Below are 25,887 nucleotides of genomic sequence, written 5' to 3'. Positions count from 1 at the left end.
GAAGGCTGATGTCCGAGATGAACCCACAAGGCCGCAGCAGGCTCGACCAGATGCCTGAGTGGACCGCGCTGAGCAAGCACCGCGAACAGCTGGGGGAGGTACACCTCCGCGAGCTGTTCGAGCGCGACCCCGCGCGCGCCGACCGCTACACCCTCCAGGTCGGCGACCTGTACCTGGACTACTCCAAGCACCTGGTCACCGACGAAACGCTGCGGCTGCTCGGCGACCTGGCCGCGGCGACCGGAGTGGCCGAACTGCGCGACGCGATGCTCCGCGGCGACAAGATCAACGTCACCGAGCAGCGGTCCGTGCTCCACACCGCGCTGCGCGCACCCGGCTCCGCGGTCATCAAGAGCGACGGCTCCGACGTCGTGCCCGCCGTCCAGCACGTCCTGACGAAGATGGGCACCTTCTCCGACCGGGTCCGCTCCGGCGACTGGAAGGGCCACACCGGCAAGCGCATCAAGACCGTCGTCAACATCGGCATCGGCGGCTCGGACCTCGGCCCCGCCATGGCCTACGAGGCGCTGCGCGCCTACACCCACCGGGACATGCAGTTCCGCTTCGTCTCCAACGTGGACGGCGCGGACCTGCACGAGGCCGTCCGCGACCTCGACCCGGCCGAGACGCTCTTCATCATCGCCTCGAAGACCTTCACCACCATCGAGACGATCACCAACGCCACCTCGGCCCGCAACTGGCTGCTGACCGGTCTCAGGGCCGACGAGTCAGCCGTCGCCAAGCACTTCGTCGCCCTCTCCACCAACACCGAGAAGGTGACCGAGTTCGGGATCAACCCGGACAACATGTTCGAGTTCTGGGACTGGGTCGGCGGCCGCTACTCCTACGACTCCGCGATCGGCCTCTCGCTGATGATCGCCGTCGGCAAGGAACACTTCCGCGAGATGCTGGCCGGCTTCCACCTCGTCGACGAGCACTTCCGCTGCGCCCCGCCGCAGGAGAACGCCGCGTTCCTGCTGGGCCTCCTCGGCATCTGGTACGGCAACTTCTGGGACGCCCAGTCGCACGCGGTACTGCCCTACAGCCACTACCTCTCCAAGTTCACCGCCTACCTCCAGCAGCTGGACATGGAGTCCAACGGCAAGTCGGTGGACCGCGAGGGCCACCGGGTCAACTGGCAGACCGGCCTGGTCGTCTGGGGCACGCCCGGCACGAACGGCCAGCACGCCTACTACCAGCTGCTTCACCAGGGCACGAAGATGATCCCGGCCGACCTCATCGGCTTCGCCGAACCCGTCGCCGACCTGCAGCCCGGCCTGGTCGCCCAGCACGACCTGCTGATGGCCAATCTCTTCGCCCAGGGCCAGGCGCTGGCCTTCGGCAAGACGCCCGACGAGGTGCGCGCCGAGGGCGTGGCCGAGGAACTGGTCACGCACAAGACCTTCCAGGGCAACCGCCCCACCACCACGATCCTCGCCAAGGAACTCAGCCCGTCCGTACTCGGCCAGTTGATCGCGCTGTACGAGCACAAGGTCTTCGTCCAGGGTGCGGTCTGGAACATCGACTCCTTCGACCAGTGGGGCGTCGAACTCGGCAAGGTCCTCGCCAAGCGCGTCGAACCAGCCCTCACCGAGGGCGCCGACGTACCCGGCCTCGACCCGTCGACCACCGCCCTGGTCGCCAAGTACCGTGCCCTCCGCGGCCGCTGACCCCCCGACACCCCACCACCCCGGCGAAGCCTGACCGAGGGGCCGCGACGACACCTTCGTCGCGGCCCCTCGCGGCTGCACACGCCGGTGCGATCCGCAGACACGCCACGGGCCCCGCCCTCAAGGAGGACGGGGCCCGCAGGGCACAAAGGACGGCCGGCCGGCCGCGAAGGCCGCCGGCTCAGGCCGACGCCGGGGGGTAGAGGCTGCGCGGCAGTTGGGCCGCGGCCGGCTCGTCGAGGAGCCAGAGCGTGCGGCTGCGACCGCGTGCGCCGGCCGCCGGGGCCTGGACCTCGCCCGCGCCGGAGAGCGCGATGGCCGCCGCGTTGGCCTTGTCCTCGCCGGCCGCCAGCAACCAGACCTGCCGTGCCGCGCGGATCGCGGGCAGGGTCAGCGAGATCCGGGTGGGCGGCGGCTTGGGCGCGCCGTGCACCCCGACCACCGTGCGCTCGGTCTCCCGTACGCCGGGGAGCTCGGGGAAGAGCGACGCGACGTGGGTGTCCGGGCCGACGCCGAGCAGCAGCACGTCGAAGGACGGGACCGGGCCGTGGTCCTCCGGGCCTGCTGCGGCGGCGAGTTCGGCGGCGTACGCCTCGGCGGCGGCATCGGGATCGTTGCCGTACGGGCCGTCCGCGGCGGGCATCGGGTGCACCCGGGCCGGGTCGAGCGGGACGCTGTCGAGCAGCGCCGCGCGGGCCTGGGTGTCGTTGCGCTCCGGGTCGCCCGCGGGCAGGAAGCGCTCGTCGCCCCACCACAGGTCGAGCCGGGACCAGTCCACGGCGTCCCGGGCGGGCGCCTCGGCGAGGGCCGCGAGCAGCCCGTTGCCGTTGCGCCCGCCGGTCAGCACGATGGCGGCGGAGCCGCGGGCGGCCTGGGCGTCCACGATCTTCGTGATCAGCCGGGCCGCCGCCGCCTTCGCCATCAGCTCCTTGTCGCGGTGGACGACGACTTCGGGAGCACTCACTTGGTGGCCGCCTTCTTGGCGGACGCCTTCTTCCCCGAGGACGCGGCCTTGGCCGGGTTGCCGTCGGCGGACGCCGCCGGTTCGCCCTCGGCCGTGGTGCCCTTGGTGTCCGCCGGGCCCCCGTTGCCGCTGCCGGCCGGCTGGTCGCCGCTGCCGTCGCCGAGGCGTTCCACGCCGAACTTCAGGGCGGCGGCGTAGATGTCGTCCGGGTCGAGCCGGCGGAGCTCCTCGGCGAGCAGTTCCGCGGTCTCCCGGCGCTTGAGCGCCACCGAGCGGTCCGGCTGGCCGGGCATGGAGAGCGTGGCCAGCGAGGCCTCGGGGCGGTCGAGCACGATGGGGCCGCCGCTGGACTGCATGCGCACCGCCGTGAGGCCCGGGCCGCCCGAGACCTTGCGGGAGACCGGGACGTTCAGCCGGCTGGCGAGCCACATGGCGAGCAGCTCGCAGCTGGGGTTGAACTCCTCGCCCTCGACCTCGGCGGAGGTGACCGTGCACGGGCCCTGGTCGAGCGCCGCCGCCAGCATGGAGCGCCAGGGCGTGATCCGGGTCCAGGCCAGGTCGGTGTCGCCCGGCGTGTACGTTTCTGCGCGCGCGGAGAGCTCCTGCACCGGGCGCTCACAGGCGTAGGCGTCGGTCACCCGGCGCTGGGCGAGCGCGCCCAGCGGGTCCTTGGCCGGGTCCAGCGGGGCGTTGACCGCCCACCAGACCACCACCGGGGCGTCCGGCAGCAGCAGCGGCAGCACCACGGACTGGGCGTGGTCGATGGCCTCGCCATAGAGCCGCAGCACGACCGTCTCGCCGGTGCCGGCCTCGGTGCCGACCCGCACCTCCGCGTCCAGGCGGGCCTTGGCGCGGTCGCGGGGCGACCGGCTGACCCGCTTGATGACGACCAGGGTGCGCGAGGGGTGCTCCCGGGACGCCTCGTTGGCGGCCTTGAGGGCGTCGTAGGCGTTCTCCTCGTCGGTGACGATGACGAGCGTGAGCACCATGCCGATGGCGGGGGTGCCGACGGCGCGACGGCCCTCCACCAGCGCTTTGTTGATCTTGCTGGCCGTGGTTTCCGTCAGATCGATCTTCATGGCCGACGCCAGCTCCGTCCGTCTCGTGCGAGCATTTCGTCCGCCTCGGTCGGGCCCCAGGTGCCCGCCGGGTACTGCGCGGGCTTGCCGTGCTTGTCCCAGTACTCCTCGATCGGGTCGAGGATGCGCCAGGACTGCTCGACCTCCTCCAGTCGCGGGAAGAGGTTGGCGTCGCCCAGGAGGACGTCGAGGATCAGGCGCTCGTACGCCTCGGGGCTGGACTCGGTGAAGGACTCGCCGTAGGCGAAGTCCATCGAGACGTCCCGGACCTCCATCGACGTGCCGGGCACCTTGGAGCCGAACCGCACGGTCACGCCCTCGTCCGGCTGGACGCGGATGACCAGGGCGTTCTGGCCGAGTTCCTCGGTGGCGGTGTGGTCGAAGGGGGAGTGCGGGGCGCGCTGGAAGACCACCGCGATCTCGGTGACCCGGCGGCCCAGCCGCTTGCCGGTGCGCAGGTAGAACGGGACGCCCGCCCAGCGGCGGTTGTCGATCGACAGCTTTATCGCCGCGTAGGTGTCGGTCTTCGACTTCGGGTCGATGCCGTCTTCCTGGAGGTAGCCGACGGCCTTCTCGCCGCCCTGCCAGCCCGCCGCGTACTGCGCGCGCACCGTCTCCTTGCCCAGGTCCTTGGGCAGCCGGACCGCGCCGAGCACCTTGGTCTTCTCCGCGACCAGGGCGTCGGCCTCGAAGGAGGCGGGCTCCTCCATGGCGGTCAGGGCGAGCAGCTGGAGGAGGTGGTTCTGGATGACGTCACGGGCCGCGCCGATGCCGTCGTAGTAGCCGGCCCGGCCGCCGATGCCGATGTCCTCGGCCATCGTGATCTGGACGTGGTCGACGTAGCTGCGGTTCCACAGCGGCTCGAACATCGTGTTGGCGAAGCGCAGCGCCAGGATGTTCTGGACGGTCTCCTTGCCCAGGTAGTGGTCGATCCGGAAGACCTCGTTGGGCGGGAAGACCTCGTGGACGATCCGGTTGAGCTCCTGGGCGCTTTCGAGGTTGTGCCCGAACGGCTTCTCGATGACCGCGCGGCGCCAGGAGTCCTCCTTCTGGTCGGCCAGTCCGTGCTTCTTGAGCTGCTGGACGACCTTGGGGAAGAACTTCGGCGGCACGGACAGGTAGAAGGCGAAGTTGCCGCCGGTGCCCTGGGCCTTGTCGAGCTCGTTGATGGTGTCCTTGAGGGTCTCGAACGCCTCGTCGTCGTCGAAGTTGCCCTGGACGAAGCGGCAGCCCTGCACCAGCTGCTGCCAGACCTCCTCACGGAACGGCGTACGGGCGTGTTCCTTGACCGCCTGGTACACCTCCTGCGCGAAGTCCTCGTTCTCCCACTCCCTGCGGGCGAAGCCGACGAGGGAGAAGCCGGGCGGAAGCAGGCCGCGGTTCGCCAGGTCATAGACGGCGGGCATCAGCTTTTTCCGGGACAAATCGCCCGTGACGCCGAAGATGACCAGGCCCGACGGCCCCGCGATGCGCGGGAGCCGTCGGTCCGCGGCGTCACGAAGCGGGTTCGCTCCATGAACAGCGGTCAAGGGGATCAGCCCTCCGAGGGAGCGAGGCGCTTGAGCTCCGCCTCGGTCGACTTGAGCAGGTCGTTCCAGGAGGCCTCGAACTTCTCCACGCCCTCGTCCTCCAGGAGCTGCACGACATCGTCGTACGCGATGCCGAGCGCGCCGATCGCGTCGAGGTCGGCCTGCGCCGCCTCGTAGGTGCCGGCGATGGTGTTGCCGGTGATCTCGCCGCGCGCCGCGGTGGCCTCCAGGGTGGCCTCCGGCATGGTGTTGACCGTGCCCGGGGCGACCAGCTCGTCCACGTACAGCGTGTCCTTGTAGGCCGGGTCCTTGACGCCGGTCGAGGCCCACAGCGGACGCTGCTTGTTGGCGCCGGCCTTGTCCAGGGCGGCCCAGCGGTCGGAGGAGAAGACCTCCTCGTACGCCTGGTAGGCCAGCCGGGCGTTGGCCAGCGCGGCCTTGCCCTTGAGGGCCTTGGCCTCGTCGGTGCCGTTCTTGTCCAGGCGCTTGTCGATCTCGGTGTCCACGCGGGACACGAAGAACGAGGCCACCGAACGGATCAGGGACAGGTCCAGGCCCGCGGCCTTGGCCTTCTCCAGGCCCGCGAGGTAGGCGTCCATGACCTCGCGGTAGCGCTCCAGCGAGAAGATCAGCGTGACGTTGACGCTGATGCCCAGGCCGATGACCTCGGTGATCGCCGGCAGGCCCGCCTTGGTGGCCGGGATCTTGATCAGCGTGTTCGGGCGGTCCACCAGCCACGCCAGCTGCTTGGCCTCGGCGATGGTCGCCGCGGTGTGGTGGGCCAGGCGCGGGTCCACCTCGATGGAGACCCGGCCGTCCTGCCCGCCGGTGGCGTCGAAGACCGGCCGCAGGACGTCGGCGGCGTCCCGGACGTCCGCCGTCGTGATCATGCGGATGGCTTCCTCGACGGTGACCTTACGGGCGGCGAGGTCGGCGACCTGCTGCTGGTAGCCGTCGCCCGAGGAGATCGCCTTCTGGAAGATCGACGGGTTGGTCGTGACGCCGACGACGTGCTGCTGGTCGATCAGCTCGGCGAGGTTGCCGGACGTGATGCGCTTGCGCGACAGGTCGTCCAGCCAGATCGCGACGCCTTCGTCGGAGAGGCGCTTGAGTGCGTCTGTCATGGGTTCTGCATCTCCTACTCGTCGTGTACGTGCGTCAGCGCGCGGCGGCTTCGAGCGATTCCCGGGCGGCGGCGGCGACCGCGTCGGCGGTGAAGCCGAACTCGCGGAAGAGGACCTTGCCGTCGGCCGAGGCGCCGAAGTGCTCCAGCGACACGATGCGTCCGGCGTCGCCCACGAAGCGGTGCCAGGTCAGGCCGATGCCCGCCTCGACGGCGACCCGCGCCTTGACCGACGGCGGCAGCACGCTGTCGCGGTACTCCCGGTCCTGCTGCTCGAACCACTCGACGCACGGCATCGACACCACGCGGGTCGGGACGCCCGCGGCCTGCAGCTGCTCGCGCGCCTCGACGGCGAGCTGCACCTCGGAGCCGGTGCCGATCAGCACGACCTGGGGCTCGGCGACCTCTCCCTGCGGGCCCTGCGCCTCGAAGAGGACGTAACCGCCCTTGGCGGTGTCCTCGTTGGCCGGGTACGTCGGGACGCCCTGGCGGGTCAGCGCGAGGCCGTGCGGGGCGCCCACGCCGAACTTCTTGGTGTAGCGCTTGAGGATCTCGCGCCAGGCGAGGGCGGTCTCGTTGGCGTCGGCCGGGCGCACGATGTTCAGGCCCGGGATGGCGCGCAGCGAGGCCAGGTGCTCGACCGGCTGGTGGGTCGGGCCGTCCTCACCCAGACCGATGGAGTCGTGCGTCCACACGTACGTCACCGGCAGGTGCATCAGGGCCGACAGCCGGACGGCGTTGCGCATGTAGTCGGAGAACACCAGGAAGGTGCCGCCGTAGATGCGGGTGTTGCCGTGCAGCGCGATGCCGTTCATCTCCGCGGCCATGGAGTGCTCGCGGATGCCGAAGTGGATGGTGCGGCCGTACGGGTCGGCCTCCGGCAGCGGGTTGCCCTCGGGCAGGAACGACGACGTCTTGTCGATCGTGGTGTTGTTGGAGCCCGCGAGGTCCGCGGAGCCGCCCCACAGCTCGGGGATGACCGCACCCAGCGCGTGCAGCACCTTGCCGGACGCGGCGCGGGTGGCGACCGGCTTGCCGGTCTCGAAGACGGGGAGGTGGTCCTCCCAGCCCTCGGGCAGCTCGGTGGCGGCGATCCGGTCGAAGTCCGCGGCGCGCTCCGGGCTGGCGGTGCGCCAGGCGGCGAAGGACTTCTCCCACTCCTTCTTGGCGTCCCGGCCGCGGTCGAGGGCGCCGCGGGTGTGCGCGAGCACCTCGTCGGTGACCTCGAAGTGCTTCTCCGGGTCGAAGCCCAGCACGCGCTTGGTGGCCGCGACCTCCTCCTCGCCCAGCGCCGAGCCGTGCGCGGCCTCGGTGTTCTGGGCGTGGGGGGCCGGCCAGGCGATGATCGAGCGCATCGCGATGAACGACGGCCTGTCGGTCACGGCCTTCGCGGCCTCGATGGCGCGGAACAGGCCCTCGGGGTCGAGGTCGCCGTTCTCCTTGGGCTCCACGCGCTGTACGTGCCAGCCGTAGGCCTCGTACCGCTTCACGGTGTCTTCGGAGATGGCGGTCTCGGTGTCGCCCTCGATCGAGATGTGGTTGTCGTCCCACAGCATGATGAGGTTGCCGAGCTTCTGGTGGCCGGCCAGCGAGGACGCCTCGGCGGAGATGCCCTCCTGGAGGCAGCCGTCGCCGGCGATCGCGTAGATGTAGTGGTCGAACGGCGAGGAGCCCTGCGCCGCTTCCGGGTCGAACAGGCCGCGCTCGTAGCGGGCCGCCATGGCCATGCCGACCGCGTTGGCGACGCCCTGGCCCAGCGGGCCGGTGGTGGTCTCCACGCCGGTGGTGTGGCCGTACTCCGGGTGGCCGGGGGTCTTCGAGCCCCAGGTGCGGAAGGCCTTGAGGTCGTCCAGCTCCAGGCCGTAGCCGGCCAGGAAGAGCTGGATGTAGAGCGTCAGGCTGGAGTGGCCCGCGGAGAGGACGAACCGGTCACGGCCGGTCCAGTCGGCGTCCGCAGGGTCGTGCCGCATGAGCTTCTGGAACAGCACATAGGCGGCGGGCGCCAGACTCATGGCCGTACCCGGATGGCCGTTACCGACCTTCTGCACGGAGTCCATGGCCAGGACCCGGACGGTGTCCACTGCCCGCTGGTCCAGTTCGGTCCACTCGAATTCTGTGGTGGTCGGCTTGGTGCTCACCCTGAGTCAGGGCTCCTCTCCACATGTCGAATGCCACGGACGGGTATGTCCGCCAGGCGGTGTCGAGCCTACCCCCGCAAGTGCGGGCGTCTTTTCGACGCTCATTCGGTGTTTTCGGTGCTCAGTCGCTGCGTGGCGTCACGGAGGTTCGTCGCTTCGGGCAACCGGATCACCGGGCCGGACATTCCCGGCCCGGCGGCCACGGCCATACGACCAGACTGCCGGGCGGCGGTCCCGCCCGCCTCCTGAACAGCGGGCGAACGCCGGGGGAAAGCTGCCGCCGCCACCCCGCCGCACGGGCCCCAACACGACCCCACCCCCGCGAAGATCGCCGTATGGCCAACGTCTAAAGTGGCGTGGTACGCGCAAGCTTTTACCCGGTTCACGGGGTCGTAAGGGCTTGCGAGCCTTATTTCCATCCGCGGCGGGAGCCGCTGATGTTACTTCCAGGGGTGTGCGTGACGGCCGTCGAATCCCGTCCTGCGGGGGTGCTCTCCGAGAGCCCGGGGGGTCCGGGGCACCGTCCGTTCGGGGCCCGTGTGAAGGCTTTCGTGGCGCTGACCAAGCCGCGTGTCATCGAGCTCCTGCTGATGACGACGATCCCGGTGATGTTCCTGGCCGCGGGCGGCGTCCCCGACCTGTGGCTGGTGTTCGCGACCTGCGTCGGCGGTTACCTCTCCGCCGGCGGTGCGGCCGCCTACAACATGTACATCGACCGGGACATCGACGCCCTGATGGACCGCACCTCCCAGCGGCCCCTGGTCACCGGCATGGTCTCGCCGCGCGAGTGCCTGGTCTTCGCGACCGCCCTCGCGGTCGGTTCCACCGCCTGGTTCTGGGTCTTCGTCAACCCGCTGTCGGCGATGCTGTCGCTCGGGGCGCTGCTTTTCTACGTGGTCGTCTACACGATGATCCTCAAGCGCCGCACCTCGCAGAACATCGTCTGGGGCGGCATCGCGGGCTGCATGCCGGTCTTCATCGGCTGGTCCGCGGTGACGAATTCGGTCTCCTGGGCCGCGCTGGTCCTCTTCCTCGTCATCTTCTTCTGGACGCCGCCGCACTACTGGCCGCTGTCGATGAAGGCCAAGGACGACTACGAGCGGGTCGGCGTGCCGATGCTGCCGGTGACCGCCGGCAACAAGGCCGTGGCACGGCAGATCGTCGCCTACAGCTGGGTGATGGTCCTGGTCTCGCTGCTGCTGCAGCCGCTGGGCTACACCGGCTGGTTCTACACCGCGGTCGCGCTCGCCTGCGGCGCCTTCTGGCTGAAGGAGGCGCACGCCCTGCAGTCCCGCGCCAAGGCCGGGATCACCGGGCCGAAGCTCAAGGAGATGCGGCTGTTCCACTGGTCCATCACCTATGTGTCCCTGCTGTTCGTCGCCGTCGCCGTGGATCCCTTCCTTAGGTGATTACTCGTGGGTAGCATGCTGTCCATGGCAGACACCCAGCAGGCGGACGAGCAGACGGCGGTCGGCGCGGCGGCCGCCACCAAGGACGAGAAGCGGGCCGGCAAGCGCGCGGCGCGGCTCGCCCGGCAGATCCGCGCCTTCGCCGACTCCCACGGCGGAAGCGCCGAGGGCCAGCTCGCGCACATCGCCCGCGGCAGCGTCCGGATCGCCCTCGTCGGGGCCAACGGCGAGTGGGGCAACCTCGTCGCCCGTACGTACGACGAGGCCAAGGACGCCGCGACCCGAGCCGGCCTCACCCTCCACGACGACTTCGACGGCGACCTCGCCGCCAAGGTCCGCACCGGCCGCTACGAGTGGTCGCGGATGGCGGGCCTCCAGCTGGGCGGCCCGGCCAACGCCTGAGGACGGTGCGGCGGCGCGCCGGGGCGCGCGCCGGAAGCGGAGCCCGCTACCTCACCACCCCCTCCTCCGTTAAGCCCACCGGGCGCGGCGTTCCGGCCACGCCCGGCGGGCTCTCGGCAGGAGGAGCGGATGGACGGCCTTCCCTTCCCGGCAGATCAGCCACCGCTCATCGATCAGTACAGCCACGGCGCCGTGCACGGCGAACTCGGCCTCGGCTCCTTCGAGACCCATCTGGCCGCCGCGGTCGGCGCCCACGGCCCGGCCCCCGCCGGCACCAGCTACTTCGACAGCCTCACCGGTCTCGCGATACGCCGCTGGTGCCCCCCGCTGCTCGGCCTGGAGCCGCACTGCCCGCCGGCCCGCTATCTGGCCCGCAGACGCGAGGTGGGCGCCTACACGGCCGGCCGGATGCTGCTCCGCGGCTCCGGCATCGGCACCTTCCTGCTGGAGGCCGGCACCCCCAGCGAACTGACCTCGGCCGCCGAGATCGCCACCGCCGCCGAGGCCCGCGCCCACGAGGTCGTACGGCTCGAACCGCTCGCCGAGCAGGTCGCCGACACCTCCGGCAGCGTCGAATCCTTCCTCGGCTACACCGCCGAGGCCCTCTACGCGGCGGCCCAGCACGCCACCGCCTTCGCCTCCGGCGCCACCTACTGCGACGGACACGCCCCCGAGGCCGGCGAGGTGCGGCGCGCCGCGGACCGCTGGCTGCGCGCCCGCCGCCCCGGCGACCGGCTCACCGAACCGGCCCTCGTACGGCACCTGCTGTGGAGCGCGGTCGCCACCGGCCTGCCCGTACAGCTGCACTGCCCCGACCCGCAGCCGCTGGCCGGGTTCCTGCGGGCCACCACCGGGATCGGCGCGGACCTGGTCCTGCTGCCCGCGGCCCCGCACCACGGCCGGGCCGCCCAGCTCGCCGCCGCGCACGCCCACGTGTACGCCGACACCGGGCCCTGCCCCGCAGAGACCCTGACACACGCGCCGTTCGGCAAGCTGCTGTTCTCCTCCGGCGCCCGCGGGCTGCCCGAGCTCTACGTGACCGCCGCCCGGTCCTTCCTGCGCGCCATGGACCGCCTCGTTGGGGAGTGGACCACCGAGGGGCTGTGCGGGGCGGAGGACGGGCGGCGGATCACCGGGATGATCGCGTCCGGGACGGCCCGCCGGATCTACCGGCTGGGGGCGGAGACCACCTGAGCCTCCGCGGGCTCCTCGTCCGCGGCGGCGGCCGGCGCGTCGCCGTCCTCGGGCTCGTCCTCCAGGAGCGGTCCGCGGTCGCGCAGCGACAGCGCCACCCGCAGCACGGCGATCCACACCAGCGTCGACCCCAGCATGTGCAGCCCGATGACGATTTCGGGCAGCCCCAGGAAGTACTGGACGTAGCCGATGACGCCCTGCAGCGCGATGCAGGCGAACAGTGCCGGCACGGTCCGGCGGGCGGCGGCCGGTGCCTTGACGGCGCGCAGCGCGAACCACAGGGCCACGCTCAGGCCGACCACGACGTAGACGAAGTCGACGTGGAGCTGGGTGATCTCCTGCCAGTTCAGCGGGATGCGGTGGACCTTGTGCGCGTCGCCGGCGTGCGGGCCGGCGCCGGTGACGACCGTGCCGATGACGGTCAGCGCGCCGGTCACCGCCACCAGCAGCCAGGCCAGCTGCCGGACCGGACGGGCGGTCACGTCCCGCGGCTCGTCGTCGCCCTCGCCGGCCCGCTTCCAGCTCAGCACGGCGACCGTGAGCAGGGCCGTGGACAGCAGGAAGTGCGCGGCGACGAGGTAGGGGTTCAGGCCGGTCAGTACGACGATGCCGCCCCAGACCGCATTGCCCATCACGATCCAGAACTGGGCCCAGCCGAGGCGGGTGAGCGAGCGGCGCCGTGGGTGCCGGGCGCGGGCGGCGATGATGAACAGCCCGACGAACGCGCACAGCACGTACGTCAGCATGCGGTTGCCGAACTCGATGAGGCCGTTGATGCCCATCGCGTGGGTCGGCGTGAGGCTCTCCGGCGTGCACTTCGGCCAGGTCGAGCAGCCCAGTCCGGACTGGGTGAGCCGGACCGCGCCGCCGGTCACGACGATGATCACGGCCATCACGACGGTCGCCAGCGCGGCCCGCCGCACGAAGGCCGCGGACGGCTGCCAGCGGCGGGCGATCAGCTCAAGGGGATTCAGCGAATTCGGCACGGGAGCCATGGTATGCGGCGGCTTGTGCAAGTTTTCACGAGGGGGTCCCGGGGGCGGGAACCCAGGGCCCGAAGCCCGATCGACCCCCGATCGGCCCCCTGTGACCCCCGGACTACTCCCAGCGGAAGAACTTCGCCGCCGCGCCCAGCCCCAGGACGGCCCACCCGGCGAGGATGCCCAGGTCGGACCACGGCACCGTCGCGCCGTGCCGGAGCACCTCGCGCAGCCCGTCCGAGAGCGCCGAGATCGGCAGCAGGTGCAGCACGGCCTGGGCGGCCTCCGGGAACTTGGTGAGCGGCACGATCACCCCGCCGCCGACCAGGAGCAGCAGGAAGACGAGGTTGGCCGCGGCCAGGGTCGCCTCGGCCTTCAGGGTCCCGGCCATCAGCAGTCCCAGCCCCGAGGACGCGGCCGTGCCCAGCAGGAGGAGCAGCAGCACGGTGAGCGGGTTGCCGTGCGGGGACCAGCCCAGCGCGAGCGCCACCGCCGTCAGCAGCACGATCTGCAGGACCTCGGTGACCAGTACCGCACAGGTCTTCGCGGTCATCAGCCCCCAGCGCGGCAGCGGCGAGACGGCGAGCCGCTTGAGGACGCCGTAGCGGCGCTCGAAGCCGGTGGCGATGGCCTGGCCGGTGAACGCGGTGGACATCACGGCCAGCGCGAGGATGCCCGGCGCCAGGAAGTCCACCGCCCTGCCCGCTCCGGTGTCGACGATGTCGACGGCCGAGAAGAGCACCAGCAGCAGCGTCGGGATGATCACGGTGAGCAGCAGCTGCTCGCCGTTGCGCAGCAGCATCCGGGTCTCCAGGGCCGCCTGGGCCCGGATCATCCGGGGCAGCGGCGCGGCGCCGGGCCGCGGGGCGAACGCGCCCGTTCCGGTGGCGGTACCGGCCTCGGTGGCGGTCATGCGCGCAGCTCCTTACCGGTCAGCTCCAAGAAGACGTCCTCCAGGGTGTGCCGCTCGACGGCTATCGCGTCCGGCATCACGCCGTTCTGCGCGCACCACGAGGCGACCGTGGCCAGCAGCTGCGGGTCGATCTTGCCGTGGACGCGGTAGATGCCGGAGGCGGGCTCCGAGGCGGAGCTGTCCGCGGGCAGTGCCTTGAGGAGGGAGGCGAGGTCGAGGCCGGGCCGGCCGGTGAAGCGCAGGCTGTTCTCGGCGCCGCCGCGGCACAGCTCGTCGGGGCTGCCCTGGGCGATCACCCGGCCGCCGTCGATGATCGCGACGTCGTCGGCGAGCTGTTCGGCCTCGTCCATGAAGTGGGTGGTGAGCACGCAGCTCACGCCGTCGGCGCGGAGTTCCCGTACGAGGTCCCAGGTGGCGCGGCGGGCCTGCGGGTCCAGGCCGGCCGTCGGCTCGTCGAGGAAGACCAGCTCCGGGCGGCCGACCACGGCCATGGCCAGCGCCAGCCGCTGCTGCTGGCCGCCGGAGAGCCGCCGGTAGGGCGTCCGGCCGCACGAGCCCAGACCGAGCCTCTCGATGAGCATGCCGACGTCGAGCGGGTGGGCGTGCAGGGTGGCGGTGTGCCGCAGCATCTCCTCGGCGCGGGCGCCCGCGTAGACGCCGCCGGACTGCAGCATCACGCCGATCCGGGGGCGCAGCGCGGCCGCGTCGGCGACCGGGTCCAGGCCCAGGACGCGGACCGTGCCGGCGTCCGGGCGGCGGTAGCCCTCGCAGGTCTCGACGGTGGTGGTCTTGCCGGCGCCGTTGGGCCCGAGCACGGCGGTCACCGTGCCGTGGGCGACGGTCAGGTCGAGCCCGTCCACCGCGGTCTTCGTCCCGTACCGCTTGACCAGGCCGGTGACCTCGACGGCCGGCGCCCGTCCGGGGGACCGGGGAGTGCTCCCCGGGGAGGTGCTGCGCATGCCGCGCAGTCTACGAAGAACGGCCGCACCGCCGTCAGTGGGGGCCGGGCCCGCATCGTGGCGGGTCCTCGCAGGTCCGCGACCGGATCGCGGGCCAAGGGGCAGGGTTGAAATGAGGTGAACCTAAGTGATAGAGGCCACCATCCCGCCATCCGGACCCCGCTTGAATCGCTTTGACGAATTACGCAACAATGGCGTTGTGAAATACGCGAGCGAGGATCAGCGAGAGCCCGGGGTCGGCACGACCGCCGGGCCGGCCGCCTCCGCGCCCGGACCGGATGCCCGGGCGACGCCGGCCCCACAGGCCGCCCCCGTGTCACACGACGAACAGCAGGGCACCCGCAACAGGGTCGCCCGTTCCATCCTCGACCACGGTCCGTCCACCGCCGCCGAGCTCGCCCTCCGCCTGGAGCTGACCCAGGCCGCCGTCCGCCGGCACCTGGACGCGCTGGTCGCCGAGGGCGTCGTCGAGCCCCGCGAGCAGCGGGTCTACGGCAGCCGCGGCCGCGGCCGCCCGGCCAAGGCCTTCGCCCTCACCGACTGCGGGCGGGACGCCTTCGACCAGGCCTACGACCAGCTCGCCTCCGACGCGCTGCGCTGGATCGCGCAGAGCGCGGGCGGCGGCGAGAAGGGTGAGGCGGCGGTCGCCGCGTTCGCCCGGGCCCGGCTGGCCGCCCAGGCCGAGGTCTACCGCGAGGCGGTCGACAGCGCCGACCCGGAGGCCCGCACCCAGGCCCTGGCGAGGGCGTTGACCGCGGACGGGTACGCTGCTACGGCGCGCAGCGCCCCCAACCCCCAGCTCGGTGAACAGCTCTGCCAGCACCACTGCCCGGTCGCCCACGTCGCCGAGCAGTACCCGCAGCTGTGCGAGGCGGAGACCGAGGTCTTCTCCCGATTGCTCGGGACCCACGTACAGCGCCTTGCCACCATCGCCCACGGCGACGGGGTGTGCACGACCTTCGTCCCGAAGGCCGGCGCCGGCAAGGCGGCTCACCGGGCCGGTGAGCGCCCCCACCAGACCACGACATCATCTGCAAGCACGGCCGGGAGGAACCCCGCATGACGCTCCCCACGGAGACTGCTCACCCCGAACTCGAGGGTCTGGGCAATTACGAATACGGCTGGGCCGACTCCGACGTGGCCGGCGCTTCGGCGAAGCGCGGTCTCTCCGAGGACGTCGTCCGCGACATCTCGGCGAAGAAGAACGAGCCGGAGTGGATGCTCAAGCTCCGCCTCAAGGGCCTGCGGCTGTTCGACAAGAAGCCCATGCCCAACTGGGGCTCGGACCTGTCGGGCATCGACTTCGACAACATCAAGTACTTCGTCCGCTCCACCGAGCAGCAGGCCGCCTCCTGGGAGGACCTGCCCGAGGACATCAAGAACACCTACGACAAGCTCGGCATCCCCGAGGCGGAGAAGCAGCGCCTGGTCGCCGGTGTCGCCGCGCAGTACGAGTCCGAGGTCGTCTACCACCAGATCCGTGAGGACCTGGAGGCGCAGGGCGTCATCTTCCTGGACACCGACACCGCGCTGAAGGAGCACCCGGAGCTCTTCCAGGAGTACTTCGGCACGGTCATCCCGGTCGGTGACAACAAGTTCGCGTCGCTGAACACCGCGGTGTGGTCCGGCGGCTCGTTCATCTACGTCCCCAAGGGTGTCCACGTCGACATCCCGCTGCAGGCCTACTTCCGGATCAACACCGAGAACATGGGCCAGTTCGAGCGGACGCTGATCATCGTCGACGAGGACGCCTACGTCCACTACGTCGAGGGCTGCACCGCGCCGATCTACAAGTCGGACTCGCTGCACTCCGCGGTGGTCGAGATCATCGTCAAGAAGGGCGGCCGCTGCCGCTACACGACCATCCAGAACTGGTCGAACAACGTCTACAACCTGGTCACCAAGCGCGCCGTCGCCTACGAGGGCGCGACCATGGAGTGGGTCGACGGCAACCTCGGCTCCAAGGTGACGATGAAGTACCCGGCGGTCTACCTCATGGGCGAGCACGCCAAGGGCGAGACCCTGTCCATCGCCTTCGCCGGCGAGGGCCAGCACCAGGACGCCGGTTCCAAGATGGTCCACATGGCGCCGAACACCTCGTCCAACATCGTCTCCAAGTCGGTGGCGCGCGGTGGCGGCCGGACCTCCTACCGCGGTCTGGTCGAGATCGGCGAGGGCGCCGCGGGCTCCAAGTCCAACGTGCTGTGTGACGCCCTGCTGGTGGACACCATCTCCCGCTCCGACACCTACCCCTACGTCGACGTCCGCGAGGACGACGTCTCCATGGGCCACGAGGCGACCGTCTCCAAGGTCAGCGAGGACCAGCTGTTCTACCTGATGGCCCGCGGTCTGTCGGAGGACGAGGCCATGGCGATGATCGTGCGCGGCTTCGTCGAGCCGATCGCCCGTGAGCTGCCGATGGAGTACGCCCTGGAGCTGAACCGGCTGATCGAGCTGCAGATGGAAGGCGCGGTCGGCTGACCCGGGCCTCCACGCAGCGACTGACTCCCTGAGAACGCAGAAAGCGAGCTAGACGACAGCCATGGCTGAGGCTCAGAACATCCCGGCGGGTTCCACGACCACCGGCTCCATCGCGGTGGCCGCGGAGTCCACCGTCGCCACCCGGATGAGCGCCCCGCCGTCCTACGACGTGGCGGACTTCCCGGTGCCGCACGGCCGCGAGGAGGAGTGGCGGTTCACCCCCCTCGCGCGCCTGAAGGGCCTGCACGACGGCTCCGCCGCGGCCGGCGGTCCCGACCTGAAGATCGACATCACCGCGCCCGAGGGCGTCACCCACGAACTGGTCGACCGCGCCGACCCGCGGGTCGGCAAGGCCGGCAAGCCCGTCGACCGGGTCGCCGCCCAGGCGTACAGCTCGTTCGAGAAGGCCTCGGTGGTCACGGTCCCCAAGGAGACCGTGCTCAGCGAGCCCATCCGGATCTCGGTGCACGGCGAGGGCGGCACCGCCTTCGGCCACCAGGTCATCGAGCTCGGCGCGTTCGCCGAGGCGGTCGTGGTCATCGACCACACCGGTGACGCGGTGCTCGCCGCCAACGTCGACTACCTCCTCGGTGACGGCGCCAAGCTGACCGTCGTCTCCGTCCAGGACTGGGACGAGTCGGCCGTCCACACCGGCCAGCACAACGCCCTGGTCGGCCGGGACGCCACCTTCAAGTCCGTGGTCGTCACCTTCGGCGGCGACCTCGTCCGCCTGCACCCGCGCGTCACGTACGCCGGCCCCGGCGGCGAGGCCGAGTTCTACGGCCTGTACTTCACCGAGCAGGGCCAGCACCACGAGCACCGCCTGTTCGTCGACCACGAGGCGTCCAACTGCCGCTCGCACGTGACCTACAAGGGCGCGCTGCAGGGCGAGGACGCCCACGCCGTCTGGATCGGCGACGTCCTCATCCGCGCCTCGGCCACCGGCACGGACACCTACGAGCTCAACCGCAACCTCGTCCTCACCGACGGCGCGCGGGTCGACTCGGTGCCCAACCTGGAGATCGAGACCGGCGAGATCGTCGGCGCCGGCCACGCCTCGGCGACCGGCCGCTTCGACGACGAGCAGCTCTTCTACCTGATGGCCCGCGGCATCCCCGCCGAGGAGGCCCGCCGGCTCGTCGTCCGCGGCTTCTTCGCCGAGCTGGTCCAGCAGATCGGCCTGCCGGACGTCGAGGAGCGCCTGATGAGCAAGATCGAGGCCGAGCTGGAAGCGTCCGCGGTATGAGCTACGTACGCGCAGCGGCGCTGAGCGAGCTGGAGGAGGACACCCCCAAGCGGGTGGAGATCGACGGCACGCCCATCTCCCTGGTCCGCACCGAGGGCGAGGTGTTCGCGATCAACGACATCTGCTCGCACGCGAACGTCTCCCTCTCCGAGGGCGAGGTCGAGGACTGCTCGATCGAGTGCTGGCTGCACGGTTCGAGCTTCGACCTGCGCACCGGCAAGCCGTCCGGCCTCCCCGCGACGCGCCCCGTCCCCGTTTACCCCGTAAAGATCGAAGGGGACGACGTGCTCGTCTCCGTCACCCAGGAGTCCTGAGTCACCCATGGCAACCCTTGAGATCCACGACCTGCACGTCTCCGTCGAGGCCGAGAACGGCCAGCGCGAGATCCTGAAGGGCGTCGACCTGACCGTGAAGCAGGGCGAGACGCACGCCATCATGGGCCCCAACGGCTCCGGCAAGTCGACCCTCGCCTACTCCCTCGCCGGTCACCCGAAGTACACGATCACCGGCGGCACCGTCACCCTCGACGGCGAGGACGTCCTTGCGATGTCCGTCGACGAGCGCGCCCGCGCCGGTGTCTTCCTCGCCATGCAGTACCCGGTCGAGGTCCCCGGCGTCTCCGTCTCCAACTTCCTGCGCACCTCCGCCACCGCGATCCGCGGCGAGGCCCCCAAGCTGCGGCTGTGGGTCAAGGAGGTCAAGGAGGCCATGGAGCGCCTGAACATGGACCCCGCCTTCGCCGAGCGCAACGTCAACGAGGGCTTCTCCGGCGGTGAGAAGAAGCGCCACGAGATCCTCCAGCTGGAGCTGCTCAAGCCGGCCATCGCGATCCTCGACGAGACCGACTCCGGTCTGGACGTCGACGCGCTGCGCATCGTCTCCGAGGGCGTCAACCGCGTCCGCGAGACCGGCCAGGTCGGCACCCTGCTGATCACTCACTACACGCGCATCCTGCGCTACATCAAGCCCGACCACGTCCACGTCTTCGCCAACGGCCGGATCGCCGAGTCCGGCGGCCCGGAGCTGGCGGACAAGCTGGAGGCCGAGGGCTACGAGGCATACGTGAAGGGTGGTACGACCGCGTGACACAGCTGCCGGGCCTCCTCGACACAGAGGCGATCCGTAAGGACTTCCCCCTCCTGGACCGTCAGGTCCACGACGGCCGGAAGATCGTGTACCTGGACAATGCGGCGACGTCGCAGAAGCCGCGCCAGGTCCTCGACGCCCTGAACGCCTACTACGAACGTCACAACGCCAACGTCCACCGCGGCGTGCATGTGCTCGCCGAGGAGGCCACGGCGCTGTACGAAGGTGCCCGCGACAAGGTCGCCGCCTTCATCAACGCGCCGAGCCGCGACGAGGTGATCTTCACCAAGAACGCCTCGGAGTCGCTCAACCTCGTCGCGAACATGCTCGGCTGGGCCGACGAGCCCTACCGCGTGGACCGTGAGACCGAGATCGTCATCACGGAGATGGAGCACCACTCCAACATCGTTCCGTGGCAGCTGCTCTCGCAGCGCACGGGTGCGCAGCTGAAGTGGTTCGGCCTGACCGACGACGGCCGCCTGGACCTTTCGAACATCGAAGAGGTCATCACCGAGCGGACGAAGATCGTCTCGTTCACGCTGGTCTCCAACCTCCTCGGCACCTTCAACCCGGTCGAGACGATCATCCGGCGGGCCCAGGAGGTCGGCGCGCTGGTCTGCATCGACGCCTCGCAGGCCGCGCCGCACATGGTGCTGGACGTGCAGGCGCTGCAGGCCGACTTCGTGGCCTTCACCGGCCACAAGATGTGCGGCCCGACCGGCATCGGCGTCCTGTGGGGCCGCCAGGAGCTGCTGGAGGACCTGCCCCCGTTCCTGGGCGGCGGCGAAATGATCGAGACGGTGTCCATGCACTCCTCGACCTACGCGCCGGCGCCGCACAAGTTCGAGGCCGGTACGCCCCCGATCGCCCAGGCCGTCGGCCTCGGCGCGGCCGTGGACTACCTCTCCTCGATCGGCATGGACAAGATCGCCGCCCATGAGCACGTGATCACCGAGTACGCCGTCAAGCGGCTGCTGGAGGTCCCCGACCTGCGGATCATCGGTCCGAGCTCGGCCGAGGACCGCGGGGCGACGATCTCCTTCACGCTCGGCGACATCCACCCGCACGACGTCGGGCAGGTCCTCGACGAGCAGGGGATCGCGGTCCGCGTGGGCCACCACTGCGCACGGCCGGTGTGCCTGCGCTACGGAATTCCTGCGACCACGCGAGCGTCGTTCTATCTGTACTCCACCCCGGCCGAGGTCGACGCCCTGGTCGAGGGCCTGGAGCACGTGCGGAACTTTTTCGGATGATCACGCACAGCGGACGAGGACGAGGACTGACTGAGCCGTGAAGCTGGATTCCATGTACCAGGACGTCATCCTGGACCACTACAAGCACCCTCATGGGCGCGGTCTTCGGGACGGCGACGCCGAGGTGCACCACGTCAACCCGACCTGTGGCGACGAGATCACGCTGCGGGTCCGCCTCGACGGCGCGACGATCGAAGATGTGTCCTACGAGGGGCAGGGCTGCTCGATCAGCCAGGCCAGTGCGTCGGTGCTCAACGACCTCCTGGTGGGCAAGGAGCTCGGTGAGGCGCAGAAGATCCAGGAGACGTTCCTGGAGCTGATGCAGTCCAAGGGCCAGGTGGAGCCGGACGACGCGATGGAGGAGGTGCTGGAGGACGCGGTGGCGTTCGCCGGCGTCTCGAAGTACCCGGCGCGCGTGAAGTGCGCCCTGCTGAGCTGGATGGCCTGGAAGGACGCCACGGCCAAGGCCCTCTCCGAGGAGGCGAAGACCGCATGACCGACACCCCGACCACCACCAAGCCGGCCTCGGAGGAAGAGGTCCGCGAGGCGCTGTACGACGTCGTCGACCCCGAGCTGGGCATCGACGTCGTCAACCTCGGGCTGATCTACGGCATCCACATCGACGATGCCAACATCGCCACCGTCGACATGACGCTGACCTCCGCGGCCTGCCCGCTGACCGACGTCATCGAGGACCAGGCGAAGTCCGCCACGGACGGGATCGTCAACGAGCTGAAGATCAACTGGGTCTGGATGCCCCCGTGGGGCCCGGACAAGATCACCGACGACGGCCGCGAGCAGCTCCGCGCGCTGGGCTTCAACGTCTGATCGACGTCCGCCGGCCCCCGCACCCCGCGGGTCCGCGGCAAACGTCACGGCCGTGTCCGCCAGTCACCGCTGGCGGGCACGGCCGTGTCGCGTTTCCGGGCCCGTGCGGTCAGTCGCCGGGCAGGCCCTTGGTCTCCGTGGTGGCGGCCCGTAGTGCCGGCGCCGCCGCGGCGAAGTAGCGGAAGAGCACGCGCAGTTCGTCCGCGCTGAAGGTCCGGAAGACCTCGGCCATCCGCCGCCGCGCCGGCCCGAAGGCCGCCTCGTCCTCCTCGTGCGGCAGCGGCAGCGGCTCGACGACCACCCGCCGCCGGTCCTCGGGGTCGGCGGCCCGGCGGGCCCGGCCGGCCCGCACCAGCCGGTCGACGAGCCGGGTGGTGGCGCTCTGGGAGAGCCCGATGCGCTCGGCGAGGGCGCCGGTGGTGAGCGGCCCGGCGAGCTCCAGGGTGTGCAGCGCGTAGAGGTCGGTGGGGTGCTGGCCGAGCACCTCAGCGGCGGCCTGGCCGTGCAGCACGGTGGCCGTGACATAGCCGCGGTAGCTGTCGGCGTGCTGCTGCAGCAGGGCGTCGCGCTGCTGGTCGGACATCTCGCTCACCTTCCGGACGGAACCATGACTCGTTCGCGGGGCTCGCGCCCTCGCGGCCGGCCCCTTGCCACATCCTTGCACGTCTGCATATATTGCATGCGTGCATGCAAATAAGCTGCAGCCACCAGTTTCCGCAGGGGGAGTCATGAACGCATCACCGGCAGGGACCAGCCAGGACGCGGCGGCCGCCGTACGGGAGCGTTTCGCGGCGCACCGGCTCGCCTGGGGCGACGCCGACGCCTACGGCCGCTCGTTCACCGAGGACGCCGACTACATCACCTTCTACGGCGGCCGGCTCACCGGCCGCGAGGGGGTCGTCGAGGGCCACCGGGGGCTGTTCGCCGGCGTCCTTGCGGGCTCCCGCCTCTGGGCCGAGATCACGGACCTGGTGTTCCTCGCCCCGGACGTGGCGCTGGTCCACGCCCGCGGCGCCGTCCTCAAGGGCCGCCGCACCCGGCCGGGCCGCCGTGCGCTCTCCGTCCAGACGTACGTCCTGGTCCGCGAGCCGGACGGCGACTGGCGGATCCGCGCCTTCCACAACACCCGCCACCGGCCCCGCACGGAGGCGCTGAGCGCCGCCCTGGCCCGCTGGGCCCCGAAGGCCCGCTGACCGGGCCGCTGACCGCGGTCCCCGCGCTCGGTACGGTCGTCCGCATGGCCTATGTGATGCTCGCCGGCGCGATCCTGTCCGAGATCCTCGCGACCACCTCGATGAAGTACAGCGACGGCTTCAGCCGGCTGTGGCCGTCGCTGGGCACCGCGGTGGGGTACGTGATCGCCTTCGCGCTGCTCGCGCAGACCCTCAAGTCGATGAGCATGGGCACCGCGTACGCCATCTGGGCCGGCGTCGGGACCGCGCTGATCGCGGCCATCGGCATGGTGTTCCTGGGGGAGAGCGCCAGCGCACCGAAGGTCCTCGGGGTGCTGCTGGTGATCGCCGGGGTCGTGGTGCTGAACCTGGACGGGGCGCACTGACGACCTCGGCGGCACGGCCGGCGGCGGACTCGTGCGGCCCTACGAAGCGGGTTGTGCGACCGTACGGGCCGGGCCCGAGCACTGAGACCGGTTCGCCTCGACGGGCGCCCTCCGGTTAGGTTTCCCGCATGACCGATGCTGCTACCTCCGCTTCACGCACGACCGGCGCCGTCGCCGCCGGGCTCGCCACCGTCACCTCCGACGGCACCGTTCTCGACACCTGGTTCCCGGCCCCCGAGCTGGTGACCGTGACCGCCGAGGGCCCCGGCCCGGCCGGCACCGAGCGCCTGGACGACGAGCGCGCCACCGACCTGCTGGGCGCCGCCGTCCTCAAGGCGATCGGTCCCGACCCGGTCCGCGAGGTCGAGGTCGTGGCCGTCCGTACGGTCATCGCCTCGCTCGACGACAAGCCGCTGGACGCGCACGACGCCTACCTGCGTCTGCACCTCCTCAGCCACCGCCTGGTCAAGCCGCACGGGCAGAACCTCGAAGGCATCTTCGGCGCGCTGGCGAACGTCGCCTGGACCTCGCTGGGCCCGGTGCCGGTCGACCGGCTGGAGACGGTGCGGCTGAACGCCCGCGCCGAGGGCCTCCACCTCCAGGTCACCAGCGTCGACAAGTTCCCGCGGATGACCGACTACGTCGCGCCCGCCGGGGTGCGGATCGCCGACGCCGACCGGGTCCGCCTCGGCGCCCACCTCGCCGCCGGCACCACCGTCATGCACGAGGGCTTCGTCAACTTCAACGCCGGGACGCTCGGCACCTCCATGATCGAGGGCCGGATCAGCGCCGGCGTGGTCATCGGTGACGGCTCCGACGTCGGCGGCGGCGCCTCCACCATGGGCACCCTCTCGGGCGGCGGCAAGCAGATCATCTCGATCGGCGAACGCTGCCTGCTCGGCGCCGAGTCCGGCATCGGCATCGCCCTGGGCGACGAGTGCGTCGTCGAGGCCGGTCTGTACGTCACCGCGGGCACCCGGGTCACGCTGCCCGACGGCCAGATCGTCAAGGCCCTGGAGCTGTCCGGCGCGGACCACATCCTCTTCCGCCGCAACTCCACCACCGGCGCCGTCGAGGCCCGCCCGAACAAGGCGACCTGGGGCGGCCTGAACGAGATCCTGCACAGCCACAACTGACGGCCGGTCACCCCTGACGGCCCGGCCCCCAACGGGGCGGTGGCGCACCCTCGGTGAAGCGGAGGGCGGCCCGGCGGAAACCTTTCCGCCGGGCCGCCCTTTGCGTGGGGCCCGCCCGGTCCCCGCCGCCGCCGGGCACCCTCTAGGCTTGCGCCATGCGTGATCTTGTAGCGGGGATGCGGTATCTGGGCGAGGGGCAGCGCTGGGTCGCCCGGCACGGCCGGTGGTGGGGGTTCGGGCTGATCCCGGCGCTGATCGCGCTGGTGCTCTACGCCGGGGTGCTCACCGCGCTGGCCATCTGGTCCGGTGATCTCGCCGCCTGGGCGACGCCGTTCGCCGACGACTGGGGCTCGCCCTGGCAGCAGTTGCTGCGCGGGGTGTTCGTGGCGCTGCTGCTGGCCGGTGGGCTGACGCTGTCGGTGCTGACCTTCACGGCGGTCACCCTGCTGATCGGCGACCCGTTCTACGAGTCGCTCTCGGAGCAGGTCGAGCAGAGCGAGGGGTACTGCCCGCCCGGCCCGGACCGGCCGCTGTGGCGGGAGATCGCGCTCGCGCTGCGGGACAGCGTCCATGTACTGCTGCGCGCGGCCGGCTTCGGCGTGCTGCTGTTCGTCCTCGGCTTCGTGCCCTTCCTCGGCCAGACCGTGGTGCCCGCGATCGGCTTCTGCGTCTCCGGGTTCTTCCTCACCGTCGAGCTGACCGCGGTGGCGATGCAGCGCCGGGACGTCCCGGTGCGCGCCCGGCTGCGGCACCTGCGCGGGCGCAAGGCGCTCGCGGTCGGCTTCGGCACCCCGCTCGTGCTGCTCTTCCTGATCCCGTTCCTCGCGGTCGCCCTGATGCCGGGTGCGGTGGCCGGCGCGACGCTGCTGGTGCGGGACCTGCTGCCGGAGGAGAACGGGAACGGGGACGAGGGCGGCGACCGGGGCGCGGACGGGGCCGCGGTCCGCGTCGAGGGTGCGGCCCCGGCCGGCGTCGGCCCCCTCCCGGCTAGCCCGGTACCCCCGCCGGCACCGCACTCGCCTCCGCCTCCGCGTCCGCGGTCCGGTCCAGGGCCGTCCGCAGGGCGTCCACCAGCCGGCTGGTGAGCGCGGCGTCCGCGTCCAGCAGGGGCCCACGGACCGGCCCGGCCGGCAGCCCGAGGTGCGTCAGCAGCGCCTTCACGGCGACCGTGCCGGGCGTTCCGGACCCGGTCACCGCCTCGATGAGCGGGATCAGGGCGAGCTGGCGGCGGGCCGCGCCGGCGGTGTCGCCGGCGTCGTAGGCATCGAGGACCGCACGCACCGCGCGCGGCGCCACATTGCCGGCCGTGCTGACGCAGCCGGCGCCGCCCAGCGCGCGCAGCGGCAGGATCTGCTCGTCGCAGCCCGCGTAGTACGCGAGGTCCGTCGCGGCCAGTACCTTCGCCGACTTCAGCAGGTCGTAGCCGCAGTCCTTGACCGCCGCGATCCGCGGGTGGCCGGCCAGTCGCAGCAGGGTGTCCGCGGTCAGCGCGGTGCCGGTGCGGCCGGGGATGTCGTAGAGCATCACCGGCAGCCCGGTGGCGTCCGCAACCGTGCGCAGATGGTGTGCGACGGCCTCCTGCGGGGGCCGCGAGTAGTACGGCGTGACCGCCAACAGGCCGTGCGCGCCCGCCCGTTCGGCGCTGCGGGCCAGTTCGACGGTGTGCCGGGTGTCGCTGGTGCCGACCCCGGCGGTGATCCAGGCCCGGTCGCCGACCGCCTCGGCGACGGCCCGCAGCAGGGTCTCCTTCTCGGCGTCCGAGGTGGTGGGGGACTCGCCGGTGGTTCCGCTGAGGACCAGGGCGTCACAGCCGCCCTCGTCGACGAGCCGGGTGGCGAGCCGCTGGGCGCCGTCCGGGTCCAGTTCCCCGTCCGCGGTGAACGGGGTGATCATGGCGACCGCGGTACGGCCGAAGGGGGTGGGGTTCTCCATGCCGGAA

At 71.2% G+C, this 25,887-nt stretch carries 26 protein-coding genes; 16 read left to right on the top strand and 10 right to left on the bottom strand.

Translation table 11 applies throughout. The features are described from left to right. The first annotated feature begins 17 nt into the window (after positions 1–17). Positions 18–1,670 (top strand): glucose-6-phosphate isomerase, encoded by a 1,653-nt coding sequence (gene pgi, locus AB0E02_RS20680; RefSeq protein ID WP_362141497.1) that lies wholly within the window; start codon positions 18–20, stop codon positions 1,668–1,670. 181 nt (positions 1,671–1,851) lie between these two features. On the opposite strand, the gene pgl is transcribed toward pgi, so the two are convergent. Genes pgl through tkt form a run of 5 tightly spaced genes read right to left on the bottom strand, consistent with a single transcriptional unit; the run spans position 1,852 to position 8,503 of the window. Then, a complete protein-coding gene (pgl, locus tag AB0E02_RS20675) occupies positions 1,852–2,634 on the bottom strand; it encodes a 6-phosphogluconolactonase (protein ID WP_030411888.1) in 783 nt (260 codons plus the stop codon). Then, complete coding sequence (opcA, locus tag AB0E02_RS20670; protein WP_362141379.1) at positions 2,631–3,713, bottom strand: glucose-6-phosphate dehydrogenase assembly protein OpcA; 1,083 nt, start codon at positions 3,711–3,713, stop codon at positions 2,631–2,633. Before opcA ends, pgl begins: the two co-directional genes overlap by 4 nt. After that, positions 3,710–5,242: a glucose-6-phosphate dehydrogenase gene (gene zwf / locus AB0E02_RS20665; protein WP_362141377.1), complete on the bottom strand. Its 1,533-nt coding sequence runs from the start codon at positions 5,240–5,242 to the stop codon at positions 3,710–3,712. Before zwf ends, opcA begins: the two co-directional genes overlap by 4 nt. Before the next feature lie 5 nt (positions 5,243–5,247). Then, on the bottom strand, positions 5,248–6,366 hold the full coding sequence (gene tal, locus AB0E02_RS20660) for a transaldolase (RefSeq protein WP_362141376.1): 1,119 nt from the start codon (positions 6,364–6,366) through the stop codon (positions 5,248–5,250). Between the two features lie 34 nt (positions 6,367–6,400). Then, positions 6,401–8,503: a transketolase gene (gene tkt, locus AB0E02_RS20655; RefSeq protein ID WP_362141374.1), complete on the bottom strand. Its 2,103-nt coding sequence runs from the start codon at positions 8,501–8,503 to the stop codon at positions 6,401–6,403. A 458-nt stretch (positions 8,504–8,961) separates the two neighbouring features. Here tkt and AB0E02_RS20650 point away from each other — a divergent pair, with 458 nt between their 5' ends. From AB0E02_RS20650 to AB0E02_RS20640, 3 genes are all read left to right on the top strand, one after another. Then, entirely contained in the window at positions 8,962–9,912 is a 951-nt protein-coding gene (locus AB0E02_RS20650; RefSeq protein ID WP_362141372.1) for a heme o synthase, read from the top strand. Positions 9,913–9,927: 15 nt separating this feature from the next. Further along, entirely contained in the window at positions 9,928–10,314 is a 387-nt protein-coding gene (locus AB0E02_RS20645) for a hypothetical protein (RefSeq protein WP_310726867.1), read from the top strand. A gap of 129 nt (positions 10,315–10,443) precedes the next feature. Then, positions 10,444–11,508 (top strand): amidohydrolase, encoded by a 1,065-nt coding sequence (locus AB0E02_RS20640; protein ID WP_362141370.1) that lies wholly within the window; start codon positions 10,444–10,446, stop codon positions 11,506–11,508. On the opposite strand, the gene AB0E02_RS20635 is transcribed toward AB0E02_RS20640, so the two are convergent. The 3 genes from AB0E02_RS20635 to AB0E02_RS20625 all read right to left on the bottom strand — a co-directional run bounded on the left by AB0E02_RS20635 (position 11,481) and on the right by AB0E02_RS20625 (position 14,360). Further along, on the bottom strand, positions 11,481–12,494 hold the full coding sequence (locus tag AB0E02_RS20635) for a COX15/CtaA family protein (RefSeq protein WP_362141368.1): 1,014 nt from the start codon (positions 12,492–12,494) through the stop codon (positions 11,481–11,483). The two genes, AB0E02_RS20640 and AB0E02_RS20635, sit on opposite strands and share 28 nt — an antisense overlap. 112 nt (positions 12,495–12,606) lie before the next feature. Beyond that, the gene (locus tag AB0E02_RS20630; RefSeq protein WP_362141366.1) at positions 12,607–13,401 is read right to left on the bottom strand and encodes an ABC transporter permease; all 795 of its coding nucleotides are present in this window, start codon (positions 13,399–13,401) and stop codon (positions 12,607–12,609) included. Continuing rightward, on the bottom strand, positions 13,398–14,360 hold the full coding sequence (locus AB0E02_RS20625; RefSeq protein ID WP_362141364.1) for an ABC transporter ATP-binding protein: 963 nt from the start codon (positions 14,358–14,360) through the stop codon (positions 13,398–13,400). Before AB0E02_RS20625 ends, AB0E02_RS20630 begins: the two co-directional genes overlap by 4 nt. Positions 14,361–14,673: 313 nt before the next feature. On the opposite strand from AB0E02_RS20625, the gene AB0E02_RS20620 reads away from it, so the two are divergent. The 8 genes from AB0E02_RS20620 (at position 14,674) to AB0E02_RS20585 (ending at position 21,254) form a co-directional block, all read left to right on the top strand. Further along, on the top strand, positions 14,674–15,423 hold the full coding sequence (locus AB0E02_RS20620) for an ArsR family transcriptional regulator (protein WP_351534400.1): 750 nt from the start codon (positions 14,674–14,676) through the stop codon (positions 15,421–15,423). Then, a complete protein-coding gene (gene sufB / locus AB0E02_RS20615; RefSeq protein WP_265363213.1) occupies positions 15,420–16,841 on the top strand; it encodes a Fe-S cluster assembly protein SufB in 1,422 nt (473 codons plus the stop codon). The genes AB0E02_RS20620 and sufB overlap by 4 nt, the downstream gene beginning before the upstream one ends. Before the next feature lie 61 nt (positions 16,842–16,902). Next, positions 16,903–18,087, top strand: a complete 1,185-nt coding sequence (gene sufD / locus AB0E02_RS20610; RefSeq protein ID WP_030411901.1) for a Fe-S cluster assembly protein SufD — start codon at positions 16,903–16,905, stop codon at positions 18,085–18,087. After that, positions 18,084–18,401, top strand: coding sequence for a non-heme iron oxygenase ferredoxin subunit (locus AB0E02_RS20605; protein WP_030411902.1), 318 nt, complete (start codon positions 18,084–18,086; stop codon positions 18,399–18,401). The genes sufD and AB0E02_RS20605 overlap by 4 nt, the downstream gene beginning before the upstream one ends. Positions 18,402–18,408: 7 nt before the next feature. Continuing rightward, complete coding sequence (gene sufC, locus AB0E02_RS20600) at positions 18,409–19,173, top strand: Fe-S cluster assembly ATPase SufC (protein WP_030411903.1); 765 nt, start codon at positions 18,409–18,411, stop codon at positions 19,171–19,173. Continuing rightward, positions 19,170–20,426 carry a cysteine desulfurase gene (locus tag AB0E02_RS20595; RefSeq protein WP_362141360.1) on the top strand — a complete coding sequence of 419 codons (1,257 nt, stop codon included), beginning with the start codon at positions 19,170–19,172 and terminating at the stop codon, positions 20,424–20,426. The genes sufC and AB0E02_RS20595 overlap by 4 nt, the downstream gene beginning before the upstream one ends. A 37-nt stretch (positions 20,427–20,463) precedes the next feature. After that, the gene (gene sufU, locus AB0E02_RS20590) at positions 20,464–20,922 is read left to right on the top strand and encodes a Fe-S cluster assembly sulfur transfer protein SufU (RefSeq protein ID WP_030411905.1); all 459 of its coding nucleotides are present in this window, start codon (positions 20,464–20,466) and stop codon (positions 20,920–20,922) included. Next, positions 20,919–21,254: a metal-sulfur cluster assembly factor gene (locus tag AB0E02_RS20585; RefSeq protein WP_362141358.1), complete on the top strand. Its 336-nt coding sequence runs from the start codon at positions 20,919–20,921 to the stop codon at positions 21,252–21,254. Before sufU ends, AB0E02_RS20585 begins: the two co-directional genes overlap by 4 nt. Positions 21,255–21,363: 109 nt before the next feature. On the opposite strand, the gene AB0E02_RS20580 is transcribed toward AB0E02_RS20585, so the two are convergent. Continuing rightward, entirely contained in the window at positions 21,364–21,837 is a 474-nt protein-coding gene (locus AB0E02_RS20580) for a MarR family transcriptional regulator (protein ID WP_362141356.1), read from the bottom strand. 145 nt (positions 21,838–21,982) lie between these two features. On the opposite strand from AB0E02_RS20580, the gene AB0E02_RS20575 reads away from it, so the two are divergent. The 4 genes from AB0E02_RS20575 (at position 21,983) to AB0E02_RS20560 (ending at position 25,033) form a co-directional block, all read left to right on the top strand. Then, entirely contained in the window at positions 21,983–22,447 is a 465-nt protein-coding gene (locus tag AB0E02_RS20575; RefSeq protein ID WP_362141354.1) for an SgcJ/EcaC family oxidoreductase, read from the top strand. Positions 22,448–22,491: 44 nt separating this feature from the next. Continuing rightward, entirely contained in the window at positions 22,492–22,812 is a 321-nt protein-coding gene (locus AB0E02_RS20570; RefSeq protein WP_362141352.1) for a multidrug efflux SMR transporter, read from the top strand. 128 nt (positions 22,813–22,940) lie between these two features. Further along, positions 22,941–23,948 carry a 2,3,4,5-tetrahydropyridine-2,6-dicarboxylate N-succinyltransferase gene (dapD, locus tag AB0E02_RS20565; RefSeq protein ID WP_362141350.1) on the top strand — a complete coding sequence of 336 codons (1,008 nt, stop codon included), beginning with the start codon at positions 22,941–22,943 and terminating at the stop codon, positions 23,946–23,948. Between the two features lie 155 nt (positions 23,949–24,103). Next, positions 24,104–25,033 carry an EI24 domain-containing protein gene (locus AB0E02_RS20560; RefSeq protein WP_362141348.1) on the top strand — a complete coding sequence of 310 codons (930 nt, stop codon included), beginning with the start codon at positions 24,104–24,106 and terminating at the stop codon, positions 25,031–25,033. On the opposite strand, the gene dapA is transcribed toward AB0E02_RS20560, so the two are convergent. Beyond that, positions 24,936–25,880 (bottom strand): 4-hydroxy-tetrahydrodipicolinate synthase, encoded by a 945-nt coding sequence (dapA, locus tag AB0E02_RS20555; protein ID WP_362141346.1) that lies wholly within the window; start codon positions 25,878–25,880, stop codon positions 24,936–24,938. The genes AB0E02_RS20560 and dapA overlap by 98 nt on opposite strands. Positions 25,881–25,887 lie beyond the last annotated feature (7 nt).

Source organism: Streptomyces sp. NPDC048196 (assembly GCF_040652715.1).
GTDB lineage: Bacteria > Actinomycetota > Actinomycetes > Streptomycetales > Streptomycetaceae > Streptomyces > Streptomyces siderophoricus.
Note: the sequence above shows the minus strand (reverse complement) of the source record. Positions and strands in the feature narration are given on the sequence as shown.

Coding starts and splice junctions, on each gene's coding strand:
- pgi (WP_362141497.1), top strand. CDS start 18: ATGAACCCACAAGGCCGCAGCAGGCTCGACCAGATGCCTGAGTGGACC.
- opcA (WP_362141379.1), bottom strand. CDS start 3,713: ATGAAGATCGATCTGACGGAAACCACGGCCAGCAAGATCAACAAAGCG.
- tal (WP_362141376.1), bottom strand. CDS start 6,366: ATGACAGACGCACTCAAGCGCCTCTCCGACGAAGGCGTCGCGATCTGG.
- AB0E02_RS20645 (WP_310726867.1), top strand. CDS start 9,928: ATGCTGTCCATGGCAGACACCCAGCAGGCGGACGAGCAGACGGCGGTC.
- AB0E02_RS20640 (WP_362141370.1), top strand. CDS start 10,444: ATGGACGGCCTTCCCTTCCCGGCAGATCAGCCACCGCTCATCGATCAG.
- AB0E02_RS20630 (WP_362141366.1), bottom strand. CDS start 13,401: ATGACCGCCACCGAGGCCGGTACCGCCACCGGAACGGGCGCGTTCGCC.
- AB0E02_RS20625 (WP_362141364.1), bottom strand. CDS start 14,360: ATGCGCAGCACCTCCCCGGGGAGCACTCCCCGGTCCCCCGGACGGGCG.
- sufB (WP_265363213.1), top strand. CDS start 15,420: ATGACGCTCCCCACGGAGACTGCTCACCCCGAACTCGAGGGTCTGGGC.
- sufD (WP_030411901.1), top strand. CDS start 16,903: ATGGCTGAGGCTCAGAACATCCCGGCGGGTTCCACGACCACCGGCTCC.
- AB0E02_RS20605 (WP_030411902.1), top strand. CDS start 18,084: ATGAGCTACGTACGCGCAGCGGCGCTGAGCGAGCTGGAGGAGGACACC.
- sufC (WP_030411903.1), top strand. CDS start 18,409: ATGGCAACCCTTGAGATCCACGACCTGCACGTCTCCGTCGAGGCCGAG.
- AB0E02_RS20585 (WP_362141358.1), top strand. CDS start 20,919: ATGACCGACACCCCGACCACCACCAAGCCGGCCTCGGAGGAAGAGGTC.
- AB0E02_RS20580 (WP_362141356.1), bottom strand. CDS start 21,837: ATGTCCGACCAGCAGCGCGACGCCCTGCTGCAGCAGCACGCCGACAGC.
- AB0E02_RS20575 (WP_362141354.1), top strand. CDS start 21,983: ATGAACGCATCACCGGCAGGGACCAGCCAGGACGCGGCGGCCGCCGTA.
- AB0E02_RS20570 (WP_362141352.1), top strand. CDS start 22,492: ATGGCCTATGTGATGCTCGCCGGCGCGATCCTGTCCGAGATCCTCGCG.
- dapD (WP_362141350.1), top strand. CDS start 22,941: ATGACCGATGCTGCTACCTCCGCTTCACGCACGACCGGCGCCGTCGCC.
- AB0E02_RS20560 (WP_362141348.1), top strand. CDS start 24,104: ATGCGTGATCTTGTAGCGGGGATGCGGTATCTGGGCGAGGGGCAGCGC.
- dapA (WP_362141346.1), bottom strand. CDS start 25,880: ATGGAGAACCCCACCCCCTTCGGCCGTACCGCGGTCGCCATGATCACC.